22 protein-coding genes and 1 tRNA gene are annotated in these 22,090 nt (G+C 36.3%); 10 read left to right on the top strand and 13 right to left on the bottom strand.

Going from position 1 to position 22,090, the window contains the following annotated elements; genetic code table 11:
- Positions 1 to 27: 27 nt before the first annotated feature.
- A complete protein-coding gene (locus ACZOVS_RS01710) occupies positions 28 to 1,218 on the top strand; it encodes an exo-beta-N-acetylmuramidase NamZ family protein (RefSeq protein WP_483995509.1) in 1,191 nt (396 codons plus the stop codon).
- A gap of 57 nt (positions 1,219 to 1,275) precedes the next feature.
- Here the strand turns inward: ACZOVS_RS01710 and ACZOVS_RS01705 are convergent, their stop codons facing one another.
- On the bottom strand, positions 1,276 to 2,472 hold the full coding sequence (locus tag ACZOVS_RS01705; RefSeq protein WP_483995508.1) for a pyridoxal phosphate-dependent aminotransferase: 1,197 nt from the start codon (positions 2,470 to 2,472) through the stop codon (positions 1,276 to 1,278).
- Positions 2,473 to 2,536: 64 nt separating this feature from the next.
- Positions 2,537 to 3,004 (bottom strand): DUF1573 domain-containing protein, encoded by a 468-nt coding sequence (locus tag ACZOVS_RS01700; RefSeq protein WP_483995507.1) that lies wholly within the window; start codon positions 3,002 to 3,004, stop codon positions 2,537 to 2,539.
- A 132-nt stretch (positions 3,005 to 3,136) separates the two neighbouring features.
- On the opposite strand from ACZOVS_RS01700, the gene ACZOVS_RS01695 reads away from it, so the two are divergent.
- Positions 3,137 to 3,210, top strand: a tRNA-Met gene (locus ACZOVS_RS01695).
- Between the two features lie 298 nt (positions 3,211 to 3,508).
- Complete coding sequence (locus ACZOVS_RS01690) at positions 3,509 to 4,036, top strand: GNAT family N-acetyltransferase (protein ID WP_483995506.1); 528 nt, start codon at positions 3,509 to 3,511, stop codon at positions 4,034 to 4,036.
- A 6-nt stretch (positions 4,037 to 4,042) separates the two neighbouring features.
- Here ACZOVS_RS01690 and ACZOVS_RS01685 read toward each other — a convergent pair whose 3' ends face one another.
- The 4 genes from ACZOVS_RS01685 to ACZOVS_RS01670 are packed head-to-tail and all read right to left on the bottom strand — an operon-like array spanning position 4,043 to position 6,774.
- The gene (locus tag ACZOVS_RS01685; protein ID WP_483995505.1) at positions 4,043 to 4,327 is read right to left on the bottom strand and encodes a hypothetical protein; all 285 of its coding nucleotides are present in this window, start codon (positions 4,325 to 4,327) and stop codon (positions 4,043 to 4,045) included.
- A 56-nt stretch (positions 4,328 to 4,383) separates the two neighbouring features.
- A complete protein-coding gene (locus ACZOVS_RS01680; protein ID WP_483995504.1) occupies positions 4,384 to 5,337 on the bottom strand; it encodes a transketolase family protein in 954 nt (317 codons plus the stop codon).
- 48 nt (positions 5,338 to 5,385) lie between these two features.
- Entirely contained in the window at positions 5,386 to 6,228 is an 843-nt protein-coding gene (locus ACZOVS_RS01675; protein ID WP_483995503.1) for a transketolase, read from the bottom strand.
- Between the two features lie 3 nt (positions 6,229 to 6,231).
- The gene (locus ACZOVS_RS01670) at positions 6,232 to 6,774 is read right to left on the bottom strand and encodes a hypothetical protein (protein ID WP_483995502.1); all 543 of its coding nucleotides are present in this window, start codon (positions 6,772 to 6,774) and stop codon (positions 6,232 to 6,234) included.
- Between the two features lie 93 nt (positions 6,775 to 6,867).
- Here ACZOVS_RS01670 and ACZOVS_RS01665 point away from each other — a divergent pair, with 93 nt between their 5' ends.
- Complete coding sequence (locus ACZOVS_RS01665) at positions 6,868 to 7,785, top strand: RluA family pseudouridine synthase (protein ID WP_483995501.1); 918 nt, start codon at positions 6,868 to 6,870, stop codon at positions 7,783 to 7,785.
- A 76-nt stretch (positions 7,786 to 7,861) separates the two neighbouring features.
- Here ACZOVS_RS01665 and ACZOVS_RS01660 read toward each other — a convergent pair whose 3' ends face one another.
- The 7 genes from ACZOVS_RS01660 to ACZOVS_RS01630 all read right to left on the bottom strand — a co-directional run bounded on the left by ACZOVS_RS01660 (position 7,862) and on the right by ACZOVS_RS01630 (position 16,851).
- Positions 7,862 to 9,295 (bottom strand): sodium/glutamate symporter family protein, encoded by a 1,434-nt coding sequence (locus ACZOVS_RS01660; RefSeq protein ID WP_483995500.1) that lies wholly within the window; start codon positions 9,293 to 9,295, stop codon positions 7,862 to 7,864.
- 641 nt (positions 9,296 to 9,936) lie between these two features.
- Positions 9,937 to 11,952, bottom strand: coding sequence for an excinuclease ABC subunit UvrB (uvrB, locus tag ACZOVS_RS01655; protein ID WP_483995499.1), 2,016 nt, complete (start codon positions 11,950 to 11,952; stop codon positions 9,937 to 9,939).
- Between the two features lie 25 nt (positions 11,953 to 11,977).
- The gene (locus tag ACZOVS_RS01650) at positions 11,978 to 13,096 is read right to left on the bottom strand and encodes an endonuclease/exonuclease/phosphatase family protein (protein WP_483995498.1); all 1,119 of its coding nucleotides are present in this window, start codon (positions 13,094 to 13,096) and stop codon (positions 11,978 to 11,980) included.
- 2 nt (positions 13,097 to 13,098) lie between these two features.
- On the bottom strand, positions 13,099 to 14,004 hold the full coding sequence (locus ACZOVS_RS01645; protein WP_483995497.1) for a rhomboid family intramembrane serine protease: 906 nt from the start codon (positions 14,002 to 14,004) through the stop codon (positions 13,099 to 13,101).
- Positions 13,994 to 14,701, bottom strand: coding sequence for a rhomboid family intramembrane serine protease (locus tag ACZOVS_RS01640; protein ID WP_483995496.1), 708 nt, complete (start codon positions 14,699 to 14,701; stop codon positions 13,994 to 13,996). Before ACZOVS_RS01640 ends, ACZOVS_RS01645 begins: the two co-directional genes overlap by 11 nt.
- Before the next feature lie 4 nt (positions 14,702 to 14,705).
- On the bottom strand, positions 14,706 to 16,505 hold the full coding sequence (gene mutL / locus ACZOVS_RS01635; protein WP_483995495.1) for a DNA mismatch repair endonuclease MutL: 1,800 nt from the start codon (positions 16,503 to 16,505) through the stop codon (positions 14,706 to 14,708).
- A 19-nt stretch (positions 16,506 to 16,524) separates the two neighbouring features.
- Entirely contained in the window at positions 16,525 to 16,851 is a 327-nt protein-coding gene (locus tag ACZOVS_RS01630; protein WP_483995494.1) for a hypothetical protein, read from the bottom strand.
- A gap of 98 nt (positions 16,852 to 16,949) precedes the next feature.
- Here ACZOVS_RS01630 and ACZOVS_RS01625 point away from each other — a divergent pair, with 98 nt between their 5' ends.
- From ACZOVS_RS01625 to ACZOVS_RS01600, 6 genes are all read left to right on the top strand, one after another.
- Complete coding sequence (locus ACZOVS_RS01625) at positions 16,950 to 17,120, top strand: cysteine-rich CWC family protein (protein WP_483995493.1); 171 nt, start codon at positions 16,950 to 16,952, stop codon at positions 17,118 to 17,120.
- A gap of 111 nt (positions 17,121 to 17,231) precedes the next feature.
- On the top strand, positions 17,232 to 18,254 hold the full coding sequence (locus tag ACZOVS_RS01620; protein ID WP_483995492.1) for an ABC transporter substrate-binding protein: 1,023 nt from the start codon (positions 17,232 to 17,234) through the stop codon (positions 18,252 to 18,254).
- Complete coding sequence (locus ACZOVS_RS01615) at positions 18,251 to 19,285, top strand: iron chelate uptake ABC transporter family permease subunit (protein ID WP_483995491.1); 1,035 nt, start codon at positions 18,251 to 18,253, stop codon at positions 19,283 to 19,285. The genes ACZOVS_RS01620 and ACZOVS_RS01615 overlap by 4 nt, the downstream gene beginning before the upstream one ends.
- Positions 19,282 to 20,031 carry an ABC transporter ATP-binding protein gene (locus ACZOVS_RS01610; protein ID WP_483995490.1) on the top strand — a complete coding sequence of 250 codons (750 nt, stop codon included), beginning with the start codon at positions 19,282 to 19,284 and terminating at the stop codon, positions 20,029 to 20,031. Before ACZOVS_RS01615 ends, ACZOVS_RS01610 begins: the two co-directional genes overlap by 4 nt.
- Positions 20,028 to 21,650 carry an amidohydrolase gene (locus tag ACZOVS_RS01605; RefSeq protein WP_483995489.1) on the top strand — a complete coding sequence of 541 codons (1,623 nt, stop codon included), beginning with the start codon at positions 20,028 to 20,030 and terminating at the stop codon, positions 21,648 to 21,650. Before ACZOVS_RS01610 ends, ACZOVS_RS01605 begins: the two co-directional genes overlap by 4 nt.
- A 6-nt stretch (positions 21,651 to 21,656) precedes the next feature.
- Positions 21,657 to 22,073 carry an acyl-CoA thioesterase gene (locus ACZOVS_RS01600; RefSeq protein ID WP_483995488.1) on the top strand — a complete coding sequence of 139 codons (417 nt, stop codon included), beginning with the start codon at positions 21,657 to 21,659 and terminating at the stop codon, positions 22,071 to 22,073.
- Positions 22,074 to 22,090 lie beyond the last annotated feature (17 nt).

The raw sequence follows: 22,090 nt of genomic DNA, 5'->3' as shown, positions 1-22,090 counted from the left end.
ATTGCAAAGATATACAAATATTTTACCATGACAAGATTTTTTTTGTTTTTCTTTTATTTAATATTTATTCACATTCATTTACAGGCACAAAGTCCACGTCCAATATTTGAAGCCGAAGAATCGGGTCCCGGAATATCACAAACAAAGTCATACTTACCTTTAATTAAAGGTAAAAATATTGGTGTAATAGCTAATCAAACAAGTATATACCACAACACACATTTAATCGATACCCTTGTAAGTGAAGGTATAATCGTAAAAAAAATTTTTTCTCCAGAACACGGTTTTCGAGGAAACATTGGAGAAGGATTACATATTTCGAATGGAATTGATGATAAAACAGGCATAGAAATAATATCATTATACGGCAACAATAAGAAACCAAAAGCGGAACAATTAAATGATATTGATATTCTTTTATTTGACTTACAAGATGTTGGGACGAGATTTTATACATACATTTCTACACTTACATACGTTATGGAAGCTGCAGCTGAGAATGACATCCCTGTCATTGTACTCGACCGACCTAATCCAAACGGATTTTATATCGACGGACCTGTACTTGAAAGTGAAAACTCTTCTTTTGTCGGAATGAATGAAATTCCCATTGTTTATGGTCTCACCATAGGAGAATATGCCATGATGGTTAATGGAGAATCATGGTTGAAAGACGGAATAAAATGTGACCTTACTGTCATACCCATGAGCAATTATGACAGACGTGCCATATATAAATTACCTGTAAAACCCTCACCCAACCTTCCAAACTGGGAATCGGTATATCTGTATCCTTCACTTTGTCTTTTTGAAGGCACTGTAGTAAGTGTAGGCAGAGGAACTGACAAGCCTTTCCAAATTTACGGACATCCTCAAATAAAAGGAGATTTTTCATTCACACCCAAAAATAACAACAGTGGTGCCGTACTTTTGTACGAAAATGAATTATGTCATGGTGAAAACCTTAATAAATATGCCCATGACAATAAAGACCATGAAGGCAAAATAGTGCTCGATTGGCTGGTTGACTCATATAATCAGTTGAAAGACAAAGAAGTGTTCTTCAACAATTACTTTATAAAACTAAGTGGGACAAAGTTGTTGCAAAATCAAATCGAATCCGGAGAAAATATCAAGAAAATACGTATAAGTTGGAAAGACGGCATAGAAAAATACCGAAAAATAAGGATAAAATATCTATTATATCCTGATTTTTAGACTAAAAAAAGACCTCAGCATAAGCATGTCAAGGTCTTAAAACATAAATCATGAGAATTATTTTCTACCCGGATAAACCTCCAAAGCTTTAGCGAGAACATTCATTGCATCAGTCAAATCATTGACATTCAGACAATAGCTTATACGCACTTCAGATGTTCCGAGTCCTTTTGTTGAATAGAACCCGCTTGCCGGAGCCATCATAACAGTTTTGCCTTCATAATTGAAGTCGGTAAGCATCCACTTACAGAATTTCTCCGAATCATCAATAGGGAGATGTGCCACTATATAAAAAGCGCCTTTAGGACAAGGGCAATAAGCACCATCTATTTTATTGATACCTTCGACCACTACATTCCGACGAGCTTCATATTCTTTCACAATATCTTTGAAATAGTCATCATCAGTATCTATGGCAGCTTCAGCGGCAACTTGACCTATGGAAGGTGGCGACAAGCGAGCCTGAGCAAACTTCATGGCAGTATTGATGACTTCCTTGTTTTTACTAACCAAACAGCCAACACGAAGACCGCATGCACTATAACGTTTTGATACAGAATCTATAAGTATAACATTATCTTCGACACCTTTAAGATGCATAGTAGAATGATGTTTGGAGCCATCATAACAGAACTCTCTGTAAACCTCATCGGCAATAAGAAACAAATCGTATTTTATCGCCAACTCACGCAATACTTCAAGTTCAGCCTCAGAATAAAGGTATCCAGTAGGATTATTGGGATTACATATCAAAATGGCTTTGGTATTAGGAGTGATAGCTTTTTCAAAATCTGCTATCGGAGGCAAAGCAAAACCAGTCTCTATAGAAGAAAAGATAGGTTTCACTTTCACTCCCGAAGTTATTGCAAAACCGTTATAATTGGCATAGAAAGGTTCAGGAATTATTACCTCGTCATCCGGATTCATAATAGTCATAAAAGCAAACAACAGAGCTTCCGATGCGCCATTAGTGACTATAATATCGTCCGGAGTTACATTGATATTGACCTTTGCATAATATTCGCATAATTTCTCACGATATGAAAGATTACCAGCAGAATGGCTATACATGATAACCTTTTCATCATAATTGTGTATAGCATTCAATGCTTTAGAAGTAGTTTCGATATCAGGCTGACCAATGTTGAGATGATAAACTTTAACACCTTTTTGTTTAGCGGCATCAGCATAAGGAACAAGTTTTCTGATTGGAGATGCCGGCATACTCTGACCCTTGATTGAAATTTTTGGCATATTACAATAATTTATAAAAGAGCCATCTTTTCAAAGATGGCTCTAATTTCTAAAAAAGACAATATTAATTTCTTGATGAAGCTGAATTAAAAGGGCTGCCGCTCGAGCTGTTATCTTTTTGGGGAGCAGCATCTTTAGCCTTTTCCAATACGGTACCCTTGATATGCAGTTTCACTTCATTGTTAACTTTGGCATTTGAAAACACAGTAATATACTTATTAAAAGAACCCGGTCTGTTAGTGTTTTTATAAGTAACTCTAACACAGTCGCTTTCTCCAGGTAATATAGGGCGTTTGGGCCATTCCGGGACGGCACAACCGCAACTTGATCGTGGTTGAGAAAGTATCAAAGGCTCATTACCTGTATTTACAAATACAAACTCACATGTTCCATTACCATTGAAAGTAATCTTTCCAAAATCATGTAGTGTCTCTTTAAATGTTATTTCCGGACCATTAGTTGTTGCGTCCTGTCCGAATGAGCATAAACTCAAAACAAATAACATGCTTAATAAAATCGAAACTTTTTTCATATCCACATTATTTAAACATGCAAATATACAAAATTTATCAAAAAACAACTCTTTTTTCTTTTTTTATTTTTTCAAAAAAAACATAAAATTTGCTTGACATATCAAAATAATGTCTATCTTTGCACTCGCAAAGGCGAGGTAGCTCAGTTGGTTAGAGCGTCGGATTCATAACCCGGAGGTCATGAGTTCAATTCTCATCCTCGCTACGAAATTTGCAATTAAGAATCAGCGCTTCACATAAGTTGCTGATTTTTTTGTGCTATAATGTATTTACTTGTATTACTTTCTCTCCTATCTCACAAGACTTGCCTTTTATATTCAAATTTTATGCTTTAATCTTAAAAATCAGCATTTCTTTCACTTTTTTAAGACATAAAGTGATATTTTTTTGTTTTGTCGATAATCGAAAACAATAAAAAAACTCACATTTATTAAATATTTTCAAAATGTCACAATAGTACAGGCATTTTAAATGTTTATTATAGATAACCACATTGAACTATCATGATAAATTTTAAAGATACAAAAGATAAATCATTGACAAACAAACTGATATCATTATATATCGAATCTTTCCCTTATAATGAAAGGCGCGACACAAATTATCTTTTAAAACTCGCCGAATCGTCAGATGCCATGCATTTCACTTCAATAAACGACGACGATATTTTATGCGGTTTGTTGATTTACTGGAATTTCAAGGACTTCTATTACATAGAACATTTTGCTATTTTCCCTGAGATGCGTAACAAAAAACTTGGAGAAAGGACACTGAGTTTATTCAAGGACAAGTTTCTTCCTTGCAGCATTCTTTTGGAAGCAGAACCTCCGCTCGATGAAATATCTATAAGAAGAATCAGGTTTTATGAAAAAAACGGTTTCACCGTATTAGAAAAAGAATACATACAACCACCTTATTCCGAGACAGGTGTCTCATTGCCGTTGTGGATTCTCGGCATCACCCAAGAACCATCAAAAACAAAAGAGTACATTGAAACAATAAAACAGCATGTATATCGAAACCATTATTGACAGAATTTAATATTCGAAGTCCTTTTCAGAACCGTCGATATAATAAACCATATAATAATTTTTCTTCAGGAAAACTTTTCTAACACCATAATCTGCAATTTTCCTCACCAAAATATTTTTGCAGTTTCGTATTTCAGCTCTTCCCGATTCATAAGTAATTGAGAACATGCTCTCGTCATGATTAAAATCTGCATGTGCCACGGGGGCACCGTCGCCCACCTCTCTTATTACAGTACCACTGTCTGTTCTAATATAGGCTTTGCCATCAGTTTTTATCTCGAAATAATTCATTTTAAGATATTTAAAACCAAACTGCACCGCTCTGAAGCGGTGCAGTGCACTAATTGTTATTTTTTTCTTGCCACTGCTCTTTTGGCAGCTTCTACAATATCCACAGTATCGAGGTGATAGTATTTCAACAACTCTTCCGGAGTACCGCTTTGTCCAAAAACATCGTCAACAGCGACCATTTCAACAGGCTTCGGGTCATACATTGCAAGAAGTTGAGCTATACTGTCACCCAAACCGCCATTACGCTGGTGTTCTTCAGCCGTTACTACACAAGATGTCTTTGCCACAGATTTCAAAATAGCATTAGTATCCAAAGGTTTGACAGTGTGTATATTGACAAGTTCCGCATTAATTCCCATTTCCTTCAATGCGAGTACGGCTTCCCATGCTTTCCACACGAGATGACCACAAGCAAAAATAGACACATCAGAACCCTCATGAATCATCTGTGCCTTTCCTATGACAAAAGGTTCATTTTCAGGGGTGAAGTTAGGTACTTTAGGACGTCCGAATCTTAAATAAACCGGACCGTAATATTCAGCAACCGCCATTGTTGCCGCCTTCGTCTGATTATAATCGCAAGGTACCACGACAGTCATATTCGGCAACATCTTCATCATGCCAATATCTTCCAGAACCTGATGTGTAGCTCCATCTTCGCCAAGTGTTACACCGGCATGCGATGCACAAATCTTGACATTTTTGTTGGAATAAGCCACCACCTGACGTATTTGATCATAAACACGTGCAGTAGAAAATATTGCAAAAGTTCCGGTAAACGGAATATACCCACCAATGCTTAAACCGGACGCGATACCAATCATATTGGCTTCAGCTATACCAACCTGAAAAAATCTCTCGGGAAAAGCTTTTTGAAAGTCGCCCATTTTCAATGAGCCAGTCAAATCGGCACAAAGACCGACAACTTTAGGATTATGTTTGGCTACTTCAAGCAATCCGTCACCAAAACCGGATCTTGTATCTTTATAATTTTGAACTTTTATTTCCATATCTCTTATTTTGACAACTTACAAATATTTATCACCTGTACGCTATATTCAATAATCTCCAAGTGTTTCTTTAAGTTGAGCCAACGCCTTAGCAGCCTGTTCATCATTAGGTGGTGTGCCATGCCATTTATGAGTTCCCATCATAAAATCAACACCCATACCCATTTCTGTTTTAGCAAGCAGGATCTGAGGTTTACCATTATTAGCGTTGTTGCGAGCCATTACAAGAGTATTCACCACTTCTTGCATGTCATTGCCATTGAGTTCCCAAACCATCCAGCCAAAAGATTCATATTTAGCTTTCAAGTCACCGAGAGAAAGCACGTCATCTGTAGAGCCGTCAATCTGTTTTTTGTTATAATCAACAATAGCAATTATGTTATCCACATTTTTCGCCGAAGCATACATGGCGGCCTCCCATATCTGACCTTCTTCCTGTTCTCCGTCGCCCATAAGGACGAAAACGAGATGATTGTCATCATTCAACTTTTTAGCCTGCGCCATACCCAATGCCACCGACAATCCTTGTCCCAAGGAACCACTTGCGACTCTTATTCCGGGAAGTCCTTCCGCTGTTGTCGGATGTCCTTGCAAACGAGTCCCGAGACGACGAAATGTGGCAAGTTCCGAAATCGGGAAATACCCTCTACGAGCCAATACGCTATATAACATAGGACTTATATGTCCATTTGACAAAAAGAAAACATCCTCCCCATTACCATCCATTGTAAATTTTTCAGGATTTATCTGCATTTGGTCAAAAAACAAGGCTGTCACTATATCAGCAGCACCCAAAGAGCCACCGGGATGCCCCGACTGACATGCATGCACCATACGAATGATATCTCGTCTCACCTGTGATGCAACATCTTTCAATTCATCGATTTTCATATATCAATTATTAATTTTCATAGTCTTTTTATCCCAAGCTTTAAATGTTTGTGGCTTACCATCAATATTAACCTTAAGAACATCACGTGTTATGGAAATAATATCCCATTTTTGAAATACCTTTTGATATTTATTATTTACAGGCACCACACTCACAACAGTAATATAGCCGTTTCCTCTTTCATAATATTCGTATGCCAAAGTCTTTCCGAGCGGTTTTGCTTCATTGCCGTTAGAAAACTTAATGCCAAAATACTTATCAGTACCTGAAAGCGGAACAACCCATCCCTTTGCCAAAGGATTCAACCAATATGCATCTACCTTCGAACCTTTCATATCCAAAGTCACACCATCACATATTTGCGGTTTATTGATGCCTAAATTTTCCGCACCTTCCAATTTAACAGTGAGAATATTGCCATCTTCTGTCTGAACGACATAATTTTCACCGTTTATCTCTTTAATAAAACCTTCAACTCTCTTGTTTCCGCATGAAATAAAAAATAAGGAAACCATGAACAATGCCATTACACTTAATCTCTTCATCTTTCTATTTTTTAAAATTTCTCTTTGCAAATTTAGAATTTTTAACGATATTGGATATCATTCTTTTTTAATATTTTTGCATAAATTTTCAATATGAAAAATCTTTCAGACAAGAATAAACCTAAAGAATTGGTTTTTAATGTTAATAATGATGATGAGTTAATGTCTTTCATCATCAGAACCATGAAAGGCATAAGTCGAAACAAAGTTAAAAAAATGCTTTCAGGGCATTTTGTATATGTTAATGACAAATGTATTTCACAATACAACTATCCTTTAACTGTCGGAATGAAAGTTAAAATAGTATCAGGTAAAGGAGGATATAATTTCAAGAACAAATGGGTCCATATTGTTTATGAAGACAAATATATTATTGTCGTAAATAAAAAGGATGGAATACTGACCAACAGTTTAAAATCAAGTGATATCAGCGTACAATCTATTTTGAATCATTATTTTGAAGAAAGCAAACAACGCTGTCATGCACATGTGGTACATCGTTTGGACAAATATACTTCAGGTTTGTTGTTTTTTGCAAAAAATAAAAAGATTGCTACAGATTTTGAGGAAAACTGGAAAGAAAAAGTTTATGACAGACGTTATATTGCCGTAGTTCAGGGTGAGATGAAAAAAGGAAACGGCATCATCAAGTCATGGCTTAAAGATGACAATATGTACGTCTCCCATTCAAGCAGATTCGACAACGGAGGTAAACTTGCAATAACGCATTACAGCAGACTTTATGCAGCCGACGGTTATTCTCTTGTCGAACTGCGCCTTGAAACCGGAAGAAAGAATCAAATCAGGGTCCATCTTCAGGACATAGGTCATCCTGTCGTCGGGGACAAAAAATACGGCAATGAAGACAACAGCATCGGTCGTCTTGCCTTGCATGCTTTCAAATTATGTTTCAAACATCCCGTCAATGGCGAGGATATGAAGTTTCAAACGGCATTGCCGAATGTCTTCAAATCAGTATTCTCGTGTTTTCCAGATAATTTTTCTCTTTAAAAAAGATTTACAATTGATTGAGATGATAAGCAACAAAGACACAGATTCATGATTCTTGGATTTAGTGACTTTATCATTACTGTTTTTTCTTCTTTTTAAAATATTTCTTTCTAAACAAAAACAATGTAAAGACAACAAACAACACCAGCAATATTATCAATGTAATAAGGGCATGGTTCATTCCCATCGGAGCAAAACCGAGCAACAACAATACCGGAAAGCCAAATGCTATTGCCGGAAAATTCTGTAACACAAGATTATTTGCAGCCGGAGTCTCAAATTTAGGATCTATTTCACGAAGAAGAATCATACCATTACTTGCGGTACCAGTCAGCATGCCGAACATACTGAAAAAACCTTCATATCTATAATTTGGATAAATCTGTTTAGAAACGATATTAACATAATAAAATGTTACCACTGCACCAAATGCACATACTAACAGGAATGGCCATACAAAATCTTTAAACTCCGCAAAACTTATGGCAGCAGTGCCGGATACTATCATGACATCAAAACAGAAACCGCTGATTCTGTTAAGAAGATAATTATTAACATATTCACGTTCAATAATTTTAACTTTTTTAAACAAACCCATCACCCATTTTACTAACACACCGAACAATGTTCCCAACAGGAAATTAAATCCCCACAACATAGGTTTTAATGTATTTGTCCCGAAATCTCCAAGGTCCATGCCTTGTATCCAATTGATGAACAAATAGACGAGCATATATACAAAAAGTGACAGACTGACTTGTATGGAAAGTTTGTCAACAGACTCACTGTCAGGTATTTCATTTTTACTTTCATAATCAGCAAGAGTATTGACATGTTTATATTCAGTAGTGTTGACCTTCAATTTACCTTTTTTACGAAGAACATTCATGTAAATGACACCAACAACACTACCAACAATAAAACCCATAGCAGCGATAGACAATCCGAAATCGGCACCTGAGAAATTTATACCTTGTTGGGCTGCCTTTTCTGCATAAATAATTCCAAAATTTAGCGACTGTCCGGGTCCTTGACCATATCCCATAGGCAAAAGCAAACCGGCAGCATAGAAAATCTTACTTCCGAAATAAAACATCACCATGGTAATGACAAGTCCAACTATACCTTGAATTATATAAGTGTTCACCGTCAAGATTCCAGTCTCTATTACCGTCATGGTACTTGATTTAGACTCTATCTTATTATTCTTTAAAGCTAAAGCGACAAAACCTATACCCAAAGCATGATAAGTTATAATTTCCATCGACTGTTTATTAATCAAACCCGTCATACCCGGTATTGCTTTAAATATCAATAATAGGGCTCCACCAAGAAGAGCTGACGGCAGAAGACTTTTCCTTAAGAACGGCACTTGTCGTCTCAGAACATTTCCTAAAAGAAGCCCTATCGCAATAATTCCGATTTGTATAATCCAACTCCAAACTTCCGGTGTGGCAAACGACATCACCAAATTCGTTTTAGAGGCATCGCAAAGTATTATCAGATTCATGACAGTAGTGTTTTTTGCAAAGATAGTAAAAGTTTTTACTATTATAAACATTTTTAGGAAGAAATTACATTTTTAGAGAAAATTTAACAAATAAAAACAAATATAAGCCCTTGAAAGATATGAAAACCGAAAAAAACAACTAAAAAACGATTTGCTTTCAAGGGCGAGTGAAGACCCGACGCTGGGAACGTCATATTATTAATTAAACTGAAGCAAAAGTACATCTCTATCTGTAGAAAATACCGTCATCAACAAGTTATCGTTATTATATTTTAAGTTTTCGGAAAAATTCCTATATTTTTCGAACATTATCCGGTATTCTATGTTATAAAAAAAGAGCCGACTTTTGGGAATCGACTCTTTAGATTTTGGTCAAACATATTTTTCTCTTGAGAAATAAATGCACGTAAGACAAAAACAACAAAAATAACTCACATGCCGCATGTTTGATTCCAAAACAACCAACCAATTTCATTTGCAAAGATAAATTATTCGTACAACAAATTCATTAACAAATAAGTTAACGGTTGTATATTATAAGTTAACGGTTAATTTATTTACAAAATCATTTAAAAAACTTCACGTCTCATCGATAAATTCATCATTTTTGTTGATAAATGCCTTTAAAATTGCTAAAAACATCATTTTATTTTAAGACGTTCCTCTAAAGCGAGCATGATATCACGATATTTGGCAGCCGTCATAAAATCCAAATCTTTGACAGCTTTTTCCATTTTTTTCTTTGCATTGGAAATAGCTGATTTAATATCATTAAGAGAAGAATATGAGATATTTATATCTTCTGCAACAAGATTTGATTTCGACCCAACATTAGTATATTCAGCAGATTGTTGTTTTCCGAATGTCTCTGTCCAGGTATTGTCAATAGGTTTCACAATAGTTTTAGGTATAATGCCATGTTTGATATTATACTCAGTTTGTTTTTCTCTGCGTCTTTGTGTTTCATCTATTGTTTTACGCATTGATTCCGTTATTTTGTCAGCATACATAATAACCTTACTGTCTGCGTTACGTGCTGCACGACCGGCTGTTTGAGTAAGAGAACGTTCTGAGCGCAAAAATCCTTCCTTATCCGCATCGAGAATAGCAACAAGTTGAACTTCCGGTATATCCAATCCTTCACGCAAAAGATTGACGCCCACAAGTACATCGAAATCGCCTTTTCTAAGACCCATAATAATCTCAACTCTTTCCAAAGTATCGACATCGGAATGTAAATAGCGAGTCTTCACTTGCAAATTATTGAGATAGCGTGTCAATTCCTCCGCCATGCGTTTTGTGAGAGTTGTCACCAAAACCCTTTGATTATTAGCAATAACCCTATTTATCTCATTTAGCAAGTCATCTATCTGATTGAGGCAAGGTCTGACCTCAATGACAGGGTCGAGCAGTCCTGTAGGTCTAATAATCTGTTCGACATATACGCCTTCAGTCTTTTGCATCTCGAATTCCGCCGGAGTAGCACTGACAAATATTGTTTGACCTGTCAAAGACTCAAACTCGTCGAATTTCAAAGGTCTGTTATCCAAGGCAGAAGGGAGACGAAAGCCATATTCGACAAGCACCTGTTTACGAGATCTGTCGCCACCGTACATGCCTCTAATCTGAGGAACGGTAACATGACTCTCATCTATTATGGTAATAAAATCATCAGGGAAATAATCTATCAGGCAGAAAGGGCGACTGCCGGGACTTCTGCCGTCAAAATATCTTGAATAATTCTCTATTCCACTGCAATATCCAAGTTCCCTAATCATCTCAATATCATGATTTACTCTGTCCTCCAAACGTTTAGCCTCTTCTATCTTACCTATCTCACGATAATATTCCGTCTGTTTGAACATATCAAGTTGTATCTCATTGACGGCAGTCTTAATCTTGTCTTTAGAAGTCACAAAAATATTGGCAGGAAACAAAGTCACTGTTGACAACGATTCCATTCTTCTGCCATTGATTGGATCTATGGATTCTATTTCATCTATCTCATCATCCCAGAATATCACTCTGTAAGCAATGTCAGCATAACCCGGGAAAATATCCACAGTATCGCCTTTCACTCTGAATTTTCCTCTTGAAAATTCTATATCATTTCTACTATACAGCGAATTGGACAGTTGAAACAACAACTCATCTCTATTAATTTTTTGTCCCAATTCAATGTTTATCACATTTTTGCTAAAATCATCCGGGTTTCCAATGCCATAAATACACGACACTGAGGACACCACAATAACATCACGTCTTCCGGACAGCAAAGCCGAAGTTGCACTAAGCCGCAGTTTATCAATCTCGTCATTAATGGCAAGGTCTTTTTCAATATATGTATTGGTTTGAGGAATAAATGCTTCCGGCTGATAATAATCATAATATGACACGAAATACTCTACAGCATTTTCAGGAAAAAACTGTTTAAACTCACTATATAATTGTGCAGCAAGTGTTTTGTTGTGACTCAAGACCAAAGCAGGTCTGTTCAATTCAGATAGAAGTCCGGCTATTGTAAAAGTCTTGCCTGAACCCGTCACGCCCAACAAAGTCTGATAACGTTCCCCTTCAAGAATACCTCTTTTCAACTGTTCTATAGCCTGAGGTTGATCTCCGGTAGGTTTAAAATCCGATACGAGTTTGAAATTCATAACACATAAAAACTAATGTCATCAATCACTTTACGACATCACCAATAAGATTAAAAGTCATTACTATCGGATAATGGTCGGAAATTTTCTCTTTTATTATTTTAAATGATTGATTATCAATTTTATTATTATACCACACGTAATCAATTCTAAGAAAAGGGAGATTACCGCAATAAGTCTCCCCTATGCCTTTTCCTTTTTCAATGAAAGCATCGTGAAGTCCGGTACTACGAATTATATGATAAGTATAAGATATGGGGGTATCATTGAAGTCACCACACAATACAAAAGGCAACTCATCATCTTTAATATGACTCAGAATAAAATCGGTATCGGCTGTACGTTTTTTAAAGCCCATCATCAACTTTTTCAACAAAGACTTGCCATATACATCAGAACCATCGACATAGTTTTTTGCGTCATTGACAAAAGAAATCTCTTCCTTAGTTATAGAAAAAGATACAAGATGAACCATTTCTATCAAAAACGAACCTTTCTCTCCGGCATTTACAAGTTTCATAATACCGACCTTATTCTCATTATTAAATAAGGAAGTCTGTTGTATATCTTCCAAAGGATATTTTGAAAACAATATCTTGCCAACCAATTCTTCATTAAAATAAAAATAGTCGCATTTTATCTTTTGAGAAAACTCCCGAGCATTTTTATCATTCCAATATCCGCTTTCAATCAGACAAATGACATCCGGGTTCTGTTCATTAATAATCCTCACGAGATTATCTTTTACCTCTTCTTTAGTTTTTTCCTTTTTAATATCCATATAATTGCCCACATTATACGACATTATTTTAAACTCGCCTTCGGTTTTTTTTTCAAAAAAACTAAAACCAAAAGATTTCATGACACAAGGGACAGACAACATCAGGGCAAGAAGCGGAATCATGACAAACCTTCCGGCTCTAAGAAAAAGCAAGGAAACAAATACTATAATATTAACGATATAAACAGGCCAAAAAAGCAAAGAAAGACATGAAGTATAAACAAAAAGAGTAGGATCGACAAACGGATTGACAAGGCATACGAAAAGACATATAAGACACAATAATCCTATTATTACGAAAAAAGTAATGAACAATTTTTGAAAGAATGAATGTTCTTTTTTCTTTGTATTATTTGCCGGCATAATCAATACTTCTTACTTTGTTTAAACAAAAACTCTTTCTCAGAATCAGAAAGACTCGAGTATCCATATTTTGAGATCTTGTCGAGGATATCATCAATAGCCATCTGTTCTTCAGCTCTTTCTCTATTATATTGTTCATCGGTTTTAGGTCTTTTATTGTAATCAGGCGACTTAAAGGTTCCGGATTTATATCTTTTTTTATATTTGTGAGAATGAAATTTAAAAATAATATAAACATCAGTACCTTTCATCAGCAGCCAAGTATATAGGAAGCCCCAAAAAGCACCACCAAGATGAGCTATATGACCACCGGGATTGTTTCTGTTTATGCTAAGGAAATCCACCACCACCAAGATAATTGCCACCCATTTCATTTTTATTTTACCCAAGAACAATAAGTTAACGTCATAATTCGGTCTTATCGTAGCGGCTGACACCAGAACGGAAAGCACTGAAGCGGATGATCCCAATGCCACCGAGGCATATACGGCATCCTCAAAAACCGGGAAAGTATTATATGCAAGGATAAAAAACAGAGCACCCGTAAGACCACCAACAATATAAGTATAAACCAATTGCCGTTGAGACATGAACTGCAAAAAAATGACACCTCCGAAATACAGTACCAACATGTTGAAAAACAGATGACCAAAACCTTCCTGGAGAAACATGTAAGTAAATACAGTCCACGGACGGTGAGCGAGGGTGGCGAGATTGGCCGGCACAGCAAACCAGTCAAGCATCAACGAGGTGTTGTTTTTAGCGAAAAGCCATGTCAATACATTGACAAACATGACGACAATCCACACAACTATATTGATCAGCATAAGACGCGACAATGCTGATTTCTGTAAGAAAAAGCCTTTTATTCTGTCAAAAACATTATATTGAAACGGGTTATTCACCATAGTCGTAAAGTTTTCCTTTCTTTTTCCAATACAATATCAAAACCAAACCAAACAACATACCGCCTACATGAGCAAAATGAGCCACATTGTCGATAGAAGTAAAACCTGAAATCAACTCTAATATACCATAAAACAAGACAAACCATTTTGCCTTAATCGGAATAGCGAAATAGAGATAGATTCTCGAGTTGGGAAACATCATTCCGAAAGCGAGGAGGATGCCATAGACAGCGCCGGAGGCTCCGACGGTAGTCATCAGGTTGAGATACTCGTCCATGGAAACAATGGTATTCCCCATGTTAACATTATCATAACCCTGCAATGTAGTAATATATTGTATATACTGAACCAATTCCTGTGTAAGACCTGCACCTATGCCACACACAAAATAGAAAAGAAGGAAACGTTTGCCTCCCCAATAATTTTCAAGTGTATTGCCGAACATCCATAAAGCAAACATATTGAAAAACAAATGTGCAAAACTGCCATGCATGAACATGTAAGTAACAAGCTGAAAAGGTCTGAAGTCAGAAGCACCAATATAATGCAATCCAAGCATATCAGTAAGATCTATACCCCAAACCATTTCCATGGCAATAGTGGCAAGAAAAAACACACCGTTGATTATCAAAAGATTTTTAACAACATTAGGCAGTATTGAGAATCTTGTTGGTCGAAATTGGAAATTATCGTTCATAATATCAATTAAATCTTGTTTTTAATTCATCAGCAGTCAAAATGACATAAATCTTTTTGCCATTGGGAGCCACCTCAGGCACAGAGCAGGCAAACAAACTATCTACTATATTCTGCATCTCCTTTATTGTCAATGATTGTGATTCTTTAATGGCAATTTGAGATGACATGGTACGAGCAAGATTCAGTTTTCTATCAAACTGCAGATCATTCATATTTGTTTTATAATTCTCTAAAATCTTATCAATCAATGCTATAGTATCCATATCTTTAGAATCTGCCGGTGTACCGTTAATAATAAAAGTAGATACATTGACAGCATCAATTTGGAACCCCAATTTTTCAAGTTCAGGTTTCAATTCTTTAAGCAATGAAGCATCTTTGTTATTCAATGTCAAGTGCAAAGGGAACAATTCTTGTTGTGATGCACGTACTGAAGTCTCCATCTCCTTAAGATATTTCTCATACAATATTCTTTCATGAGCCAAATGTTGATTTATCACAAGGAGTCCTGATTTCATCGAAGTCACTATATAAGGTTGAAACTGAATATACAAGCTATCAGGAGTTTCAGTCGGAATGCTTTCTGCCGTCAAAGGAAGAGAAAAGTCTTCATTTTTATTCAAATCGTCATATAAAAGTCTCCAGTTATCGCCTTTGCTTTGATTTACAGGTTTGGTTTCCATAAAAGGATTATATAAATCATTATAATTTATCTTAGGCTGTATAGGTGATATTTTTTTATCGCTGACCAAAGCAAAGTCTATGCCTGTCTCATTAGGATTATCGGTAAAATCAATAGTAGGCGACAAATTGAACTGTCCAATCGCCTTGCGCACGGCTGAATGCATTATGGCATATATCAGTTTGACATTTTGGAAGTTGACTTCAGTTTTCGTAGGATGTATATTGATATCTATCTCTTTAGGGTCTATTTCAATATTTAGGAAATATCCCGGAAAACAATCCTGAGGTATCAATTCCTTATAAGCATTTTCCACCGCATGATGCAGATAAGAATGTTTTATAAAACGTTTATTGACAAAAAAATACTGTTCACCTCTTGTTTTTCTAAGAAATTCCGGTTTCACCACAAAACCTTTTATGGAGACGTTTTCTGTTTCTTGTGAAACAGACAAAAGTCGTTGGTCATAGTCTTTTCCCATCAACCCTACTATACGTTGTTTCAGAGAGCCTTTGTTAAGATGATATATTTTTTTGTCATTGCTTGTCAACGTAAAAACGATATCAGGGTGCATCATGGTTATTCTGAAGAACTCTTCTGTAATATGGCGCATTTCCGCCTCGTTTGTTTTCAAGAAGTTACGTCGAGCCGGTACATTAAAAAACAGATTTTTCACTGTAAAACAGCTACCTTTGGACATAGGTTTAAGTGTCTGGTCTTTAACCAAGGAGCCTTCTATCAGCACTTTGGTACCGAGTTCATCCTCTTCGCGTCGAGTCATCAACTCCACCTGTGCCACTGCCGCAACACTGGCAAGAGCCTCACCACGGAATCCCATGGTTCTAATGGCGAACAAGTCGTTTGCTTCTTTTATCTTTGATGTAGCATGACGTTCAAAACAAAGGCGTGCATCAGTATCAGACATGCCGCAACCGTTATCTACAACACATATCATGGTACGTCCTGCATCTTTGACAATGACGTCTATCTGAGTAGCACCGGCGTCAACAGCATTCTCCATCAATTCCTTAACAACAGAAGCAGGACGTTGTACCACCTCCCCCGCAGCAATCTGATTGGCAACAGAATCCGGTAATAACTTAATTATATCAAGAGACATAGTTTTAACTTCAATAATGCTATTTGGCACTCAACTTAAAAAACATGTTGACAAAATTTTCCACCAAAGGAGTCGCCAAAATAAAATACATAAGGAGAAAAATAATGACGAAATACACTAAAAATCTTATCCTTTTATAACGAGTGCCGGGCTTTTTCATCTTGTCATCTTCATCAGATGTTCCCCAAGAAGAACGCATCTTAAGCCTAAGTTTCTCACGATCAGATAATTGAGCGTCAGCACCCAACGCCGCTTTTCTTTTCTCCCAAGCCTCTTTCTCAGGATCATAATACCGCGGCTTATATTCGAATTTACGTGGTTCCGGTCTGTGAAATATATAAAACATATATCTATTATTTTAGTCCACAAAGATAAACATTTTTTGTATTTTTGCTCCCGTTTTAAATCCTTTTTATGTTTTAACATCATTTATTCAACAACATCATGCAGAAAACATGTCCAAAATGCAATAAAATATTTGAGTGTCAACATAATAGCACTTGCTGGTGTTGTCACTATTCATTACCGGATTCAATGAAAGAATATTTACATGCCCACTATGATGATTGCATTTGCGAATCTTGTATGTTAAAACTACTTTCTAAATTTTCATGAATTATGAGAAATTTGCATTTTGTATTTTTATCTTTCATTCTACTTTTATCATCATGTAGTAATAATAATACAAAACAATCTGTAAATGATAAAATTGACAATAATAATTTAATGTATTACTCTAAACTTGTTCATTTAGAAAAATATAAAGAAGGGTATGTTGTTGACATTAAAAATCCATGGTTAAAAGATACGCTTCTCGGTCATTTTTACATATACCCTGACAGTTTAGAATTACCGGAAAATCTTGAAAATAAAACTGTAATACGTACTCCAGTAAAATCCGCGGTGACATATTCATCCACACAATGGTCTGTATTTTTAAAACTTGATGAAATATCTCGTGTCAAAGGCATTTTGGAGAGCAATTTTACCAACAATAAAACCATAAAACAATTAATTGCAGACGGCAAAATAACAGATGTGGGATCTGAAGTCAACATAGATATAGAAAAAATCATTCATTTACAACCAGATATAATATTATATACGCCTTATCCAAACTCTTATGAAAATGTTTTGTCTTTAACAAATGCCATAGCATTTCCTTTCGCCGATTATCTTGAAAACGATCCTCTTGGACGTGCCGAATGGCTCAAAATAATCGCTGTAATTGTCGGAAAAGAAGATGTTGCAGAACAATGGTTCAATGGCATTGTGGAACGTTACAACTCATTAAAAGACAATTGCATTGACATCAACAACAGACCTGAAGTTTTTTCAGACCTTCCTTTTGAAGGACAATGGTACGTACCTGGAGGAAGAAGTTATATAGCCACTTTATTTAATGATGCCGGAGCCAATTATGTATGGAAAGACAACCAATCCTCCGGAAGTGTGCCAATCGACTTCGAATCTGTACTTATCAAAGCCGCTCATGCCGATTTCTGGCGTGTCATCAACTCTACAAATACACCTTTTACATACGATAAATTATTGGCAGAAAACGAGTTGTACAAACTTTTCGATGCTTTCAATAAAAAACAACTCATAGTTTGCAATATAAAAGAGACAGAGTATTTCGAACAATCACAATATCAACCTGACATATTGTTAAAGGATTTCATTTATCATTTTCATCCCGAAATAATAGAAGAAGATTATGAACCCGTATATTATAAACTATTGAAATGAGAACCAATATCATAAAAATATCCGGGATAATAATATTGGGAATTATGCTATTCATTCTCAACATGTTCATAGGCTCAGTCATAATACCGACAGATGAGTTTGTGGAAATATTATTAAATCCATCGGACAAGATAAATCCTATATATACCATTGTTTACAATTATCGCCTGCCGCAATCTGTCACTGCGTTGTTAGCCGGTGCTGCACTTGCAATAGCAGGACTTTTGATGCAGACATTATTCCGCAATCCGCTTGCAGACCCTTCCATGTTGGGAATCAGCAGCGGTGCGGGTCTTGGCGTTGCAATGGTGGTACTTGTCTCCGGTCTTGTCACCGGCTCTGCCATGTCCACGACAATATGGTTTCCAACCATAGGCATTTCACTATCAGCATTTTTAGGTGCTATCGCAGTTTTATTCGTCATCATGTCATTTGCCAACAGAGTGCGAAATATGTCAACATTGATAATAATAGGACTTATGATAGCCTATCTCACCGGTTCCATTACCGATATCCTTAAATATTTCAGCAACAAGGAAGACATTCATGCATTCGTGATATGGGGACTCGGCAGTTTCTCTGCAGTAGGCAGTTCAAAACTGCTAACTTTCAGCATCATTGTGACAACAGGTATCATCATGGCTTTTATCTTGTCGAAAAATCTTAATATAATGCTTCTCGGTGACAGTTATGCCGAAAATTTAGGACTCAACATCAAAAGAAACAACATCATGATAATACTCATTTCCGGATATCTCACTGCTGTAGTGACAGCTTTTTGTGGTCCCATTGCTTTTATTGGTCTTGCCGTGCCTCATATAGCAAGATTTCTTTTCAGAAGCAGCGACCACAGGATTCTGATACCTGCTACAGCATTGATAGGTATGGACCTTGCTCTGTTTTGCAATATAATAGCAAGATTGCCGGGTTTGGAAGGCAACCTTCCTGTAAATGCCGTGACAGCACTGATAGGTGCTCCTGTCGTGATCTGGGTTATCTTCGGCAAGACATCAAAACATGAAGAACAATGACGGAAATTGTATTAAAGACACGGGATTTATCGATAGGTTATGGCAAAAAAGTACTTAACAACGCCATTAACGCCACTTTGGAAAAAGGCGACTTTACAGCTCTTATAGGTCCTAACGGAGCCGGCAAATCGACATTGTTCAAGACTTTTTCAGGCACAATAAAACCTATTAATGGCGACATTGTCATGTTTGGAAAAGATATCAGGTCCTATACCCCCAAAGAACGTGCATCCTTGTTGTCCATAGTATTGACTACACGCCCTGATGAGATGTTTATGAAAGTGTACGATGTAGTGAAAGCAGGCAGATTTCCTTACACGAACCTGTTCGGAAAACTTCAGGAAAAAGACAGAAACATTATTGAAGAATCACTTGAAATAGTTGGTATTAAAATATTGAAAAACAGATATTTTAACACATTAAGTGATGGCGAAAAACAAAAGGTGATGATAGCAAAAGCCATAGCTCAGGACACTCCTCTTATATTACTCGACGAGCCCACTTCGTTTCTTGACTATCCAAGCAAGATAGAATTGTTCAACATCATGAGAATGCTCACTGAAGAGAAAAGAAAAACCATATTGTTCAGTTCACATGATTTGGAATTGTTGTTACGTTACACAAAAAAACTCTGGATACTTTCCCCCGATAAACCGTTTATATCAGGCAACCCGGAAAGCATGATCAACGACGGCATCATAAAAGAATATTTCAACCTGAAATCAAATGAATATCTAATAATATGAAAGTCAATATATTAATAATAACAACGGCATTAATCATGACAATGACATCATGCAAAGAGAAAGCAGACCTTATTTTAATTAATGGCAACATTTACACTGTTAACGACAACTTCGACAAAGCTACAGCCTTTGCAATAAGAAACGGCAAGTTTGTTTGCATCTCGAATGACAATGATATTTTAGAAAAATATACAAGCGATAATATCATTGACATTGAAGGCAAAAGTATTTATCCGGGATTCATTGACGGACATTGTCATTTTGCCGGATACGGAGAAAACAAAGTGCGTTATGCCGATTTACGCGACTGTCATTCATTTGATGAGGTTATCGAGCGCCTGAAACGGCATCAAAACGATTCGGAATGGCTTTTGGGGCGCGGCTGGGACCAAAATCTTTGGGAAGAAAAGGTTTTTCCAAACAACGAGATGATAAACAGCATTTTCCCAGATAAAAAAGTACTATTGACTCGAATTGACGGACACGCTGTTCTCGTATCTGACAACGTAATCAGCATGATGAATTTCGATAACGAAAATATTGACAATAATCAGATTGTCAAAGATAAAGACGGCAATTGCACCGGCATTTTACTTGACAATGCTGCCGATATGGCTAAAATGCTCGTGCCGCCTCTATCGAAATCTGAAAAAATCAAAGCATTGAAAATAGCAGAACATGACTGTATTGAACTTGGACTTACAGGTGTCACTGATGCAGGATTGGACATAGAAACAATAGAACTTATCGACAGTCTTCAAGAATGTGGCAGTATAAAAATGAAAATCAATGCGATGATAAATTCCGACGATGAAACCATGGATTATTTCATGAGTAAAGGCATCATTAGCAAAGAAAGATTAACTGTACGGTCAGTCAAGATTTACGCCGATGGAGCATTGGGGTCTCGCGGCGCCAAACTCATTGAGCCTTACCATGATGCTCCTGACACCGACGGTTTTATAGTTTTTAATGATGACTTTTACGACAATGTATGCAAAAAAGCATACGACAATGGTTTTCAGGTATGTATCCACGCCATTGGAGATGGCGGCGTAAGAAAATCCATAGATATTTATTCCAAATATTTAATAGGTCATAATGACCTCAGATGGAGAATAGAACATTCTCAAGTAGTACATCCAAATGACCTGAATCGTTATAATGAATACAACATTATACCTTCCATTCAGGCAACCCATTGCACTTCAGACATGCCATGGGCAGAAGAAAGACTTGGAGAACGAATCAAGACAGCATATATCTACAAAGACTTGCTTAAGCAAAATGGATGGATTATCAACGGTACAGATTTTCCGATAGAACAAATAAATCCTCTATACACCTTTTATGCATCGGTATCACGCAAAAATATTAACAATAAAGATATTAAAGGCTTTCAGTTAGAAAATGCTTTAAGTAGAGAAGAGACATTGAAATCAATGACCTTATGGGCAGCAAAAGGGTCTTTTGAAGAGAAATTCAAAGGCAGTATAGAGTGTGACAAATATGCCGATTTTGTAATTTTGGAAAAAGACATTATGACAATAGACAAAGACGAAATACCATACGTGAAAGTAAACAAAGTATTTATTAATGGTGAATGTGTAAAACAATAAAATATCATGAATGAAGACAAGTATATATACGAGCTTATATTAAAAGTAAGAGATTACGAATGTGATCAGCAAGGAATTGTAAACAATGCGAATTATCAGCATTATGCTGAATTTGCAAGACATGAATTTTTGGAACAGGAAGGAATTAGGTTTTCAGATCTTCACGAGCAAGGCATAGACCCCGTTGTCGCGCGCATTACATTGTCATACAAGACGCCATTACGCGGAGGCGATGTATTTGCATGCAGATTGTACATAAAAAAGGAATGCTTGAAATACGTGTTTTATCAAGACATATACAGATTGCCTGACAACAAGTTATGTTTAAAAGCAGTTGTAGAATGCGTATGCCTGATAAATGGCAAGATGAAAGAGTTTAAAATTTTTGATGACATATTTGAAAAATATAATAGACAACAATAAGTTCAACAAAATAATAT

The sequence above is a fragment of the Candidatus Limimorpha avicola genome (genome assembly GCF_056978975.1).
This window is presented reverse-complemented; position numbering and strand designations above follow the sequence as displayed.

Bases quoted from the DNA above. Each gene is read 5' to 3' on its own strand.
- ACZOVS_RS01605 (WP_483995489.1), top strand. From the start codon at position 20,028: ATGAAAGTCAATATATTAATAATAACAACGGCATTAATCATGACAATG.
- ACZOVS_RS01625 (WP_483995493.1), top strand. From the start codon at position 16,950: ATGCAGAAAACATGTCCAAAATGCAATAAAATATTTGAGTGTCAACAT.
- ACZOVS_RS01665 (WP_483995501.1), top strand. From the start codon at position 6,868: ATGAAAAATCTTTCAGACAAGAATAAACCTAAAGAATTGGTTTTTAAT.
- ACZOVS_RS01685 (WP_483995505.1), bottom strand. From the start codon at position 4,327: ATGAATTATTTCGAGATAAAAACTGATGGCAAAGCCTATATTAGAACA.
- ACZOVS_RS01670 (WP_483995502.1), bottom strand. From the start codon at position 6,774: ATGAAGAGATTAAGTGTAATGGCATTGTTCATGGTTTCCTTATTTTTT.
- ACZOVS_RS01680 (WP_483995504.1), bottom strand. From the start codon at position 5,337: ATGGAAATAAAAGTTCAAAATTATAAAGATACAAGATCCGGTTTTGGT.
- ACZOVS_RS01705 (WP_483995508.1), bottom strand. From the start codon at position 2,472: ATGCCAAAAATTTCAATCAAGGGTCAGAGTATGCCGGCATCTCCAATC.
- ACZOVS_RS01630 (WP_483995494.1), bottom strand. From the start codon at position 16,851: ATGTTTTATATATTTCACAGACCGGAACCACGTAAATTCGAATATAAG.
- ACZOVS_RS01610 (WP_483995490.1), top strand. From the start codon at position 19,282: ATGACGGAAATTGTATTAAAGACACGGGATTTATCGATAGGTTATGGC.
- ACZOVS_RS01620 (WP_483995492.1), top strand. From the start codon at position 17,232: ATGTATTACTCTAAACTTGTTCATTTAGAAAAATATAAAGAAGGGTAT.
- uvrB (WP_483995499.1), bottom strand. From the start codon at position 11,952: ATGAATTTCAAACTCGTATCGGATTTTAAACCTACCGGAGATCAACCT.
- ACZOVS_RS01645 (WP_483995497.1), bottom strand. From the start codon at position 14,004: ATGGTGAATAACCCGTTTCAATATAATGTTTTTGACAGAATAAAAGGC.
- ACZOVS_RS01650 (WP_483995498.1), bottom strand. From the start codon at position 13,096: ATGCCGGCAAATAATACAAAGAAAAAAGAACATTCATTCTTTCAAAAA.
- ACZOVS_RS01700 (WP_483995507.1), bottom strand. From the start codon at position 3,004: ATGAAAAAAGTTTCGATTTTATTAAGCATGTTATTTGTTTTGAGTTTA.
- ACZOVS_RS01640 (WP_483995496.1), bottom strand. From the start codon at position 14,701: ATGAACGATAATTTCCAATTTCGACCAACAAGATTCTCAATACTGCCT.
- ACZOVS_RS01710 (WP_483995509.1), top strand. From the start codon at position 28: ATGACAAGATTTTTTTTGTTTTTCTTTTATTTAATATTTATTCACATT.
- ACZOVS_RS01660 (WP_483995500.1), bottom strand. From the start codon at position 9,295: ATGAATCTGATAATACTTTGCGATGCCTCTAAAACGAATTTGGTGATG.
- mutL (WP_483995495.1), bottom strand. From the start codon at position 16,505: ATGTCTCTTGATATAATTAAGTTATTACCGGATTCTGTTGCCAATCAG.
- ACZOVS_RS01675 (WP_483995503.1), bottom strand. From the start codon at position 6,228: ATGAAAATCGATGAATTGAAAGATGTTGCATCACAGGTGAGACGAGAT.
- ACZOVS_RS01690 (WP_483995506.1), top strand. From the start codon at position 3,509: ATGATAAATTTTAAAGATACAAAAGATAAATCATTGACAAACAAACTG.
- ACZOVS_RS01600 (WP_483995488.1), top strand. From the start codon at position 21,657: ATGAATGAAGACAAGTATATATACGAGCTTATATTAAAAGTAAGAGAT.
- ACZOVS_RS01615 (WP_483995491.1), top strand. From the start codon at position 18,251: ATGAGAACCAATATCATAAAAATATCCGGGATAATAATATTGGGAATT.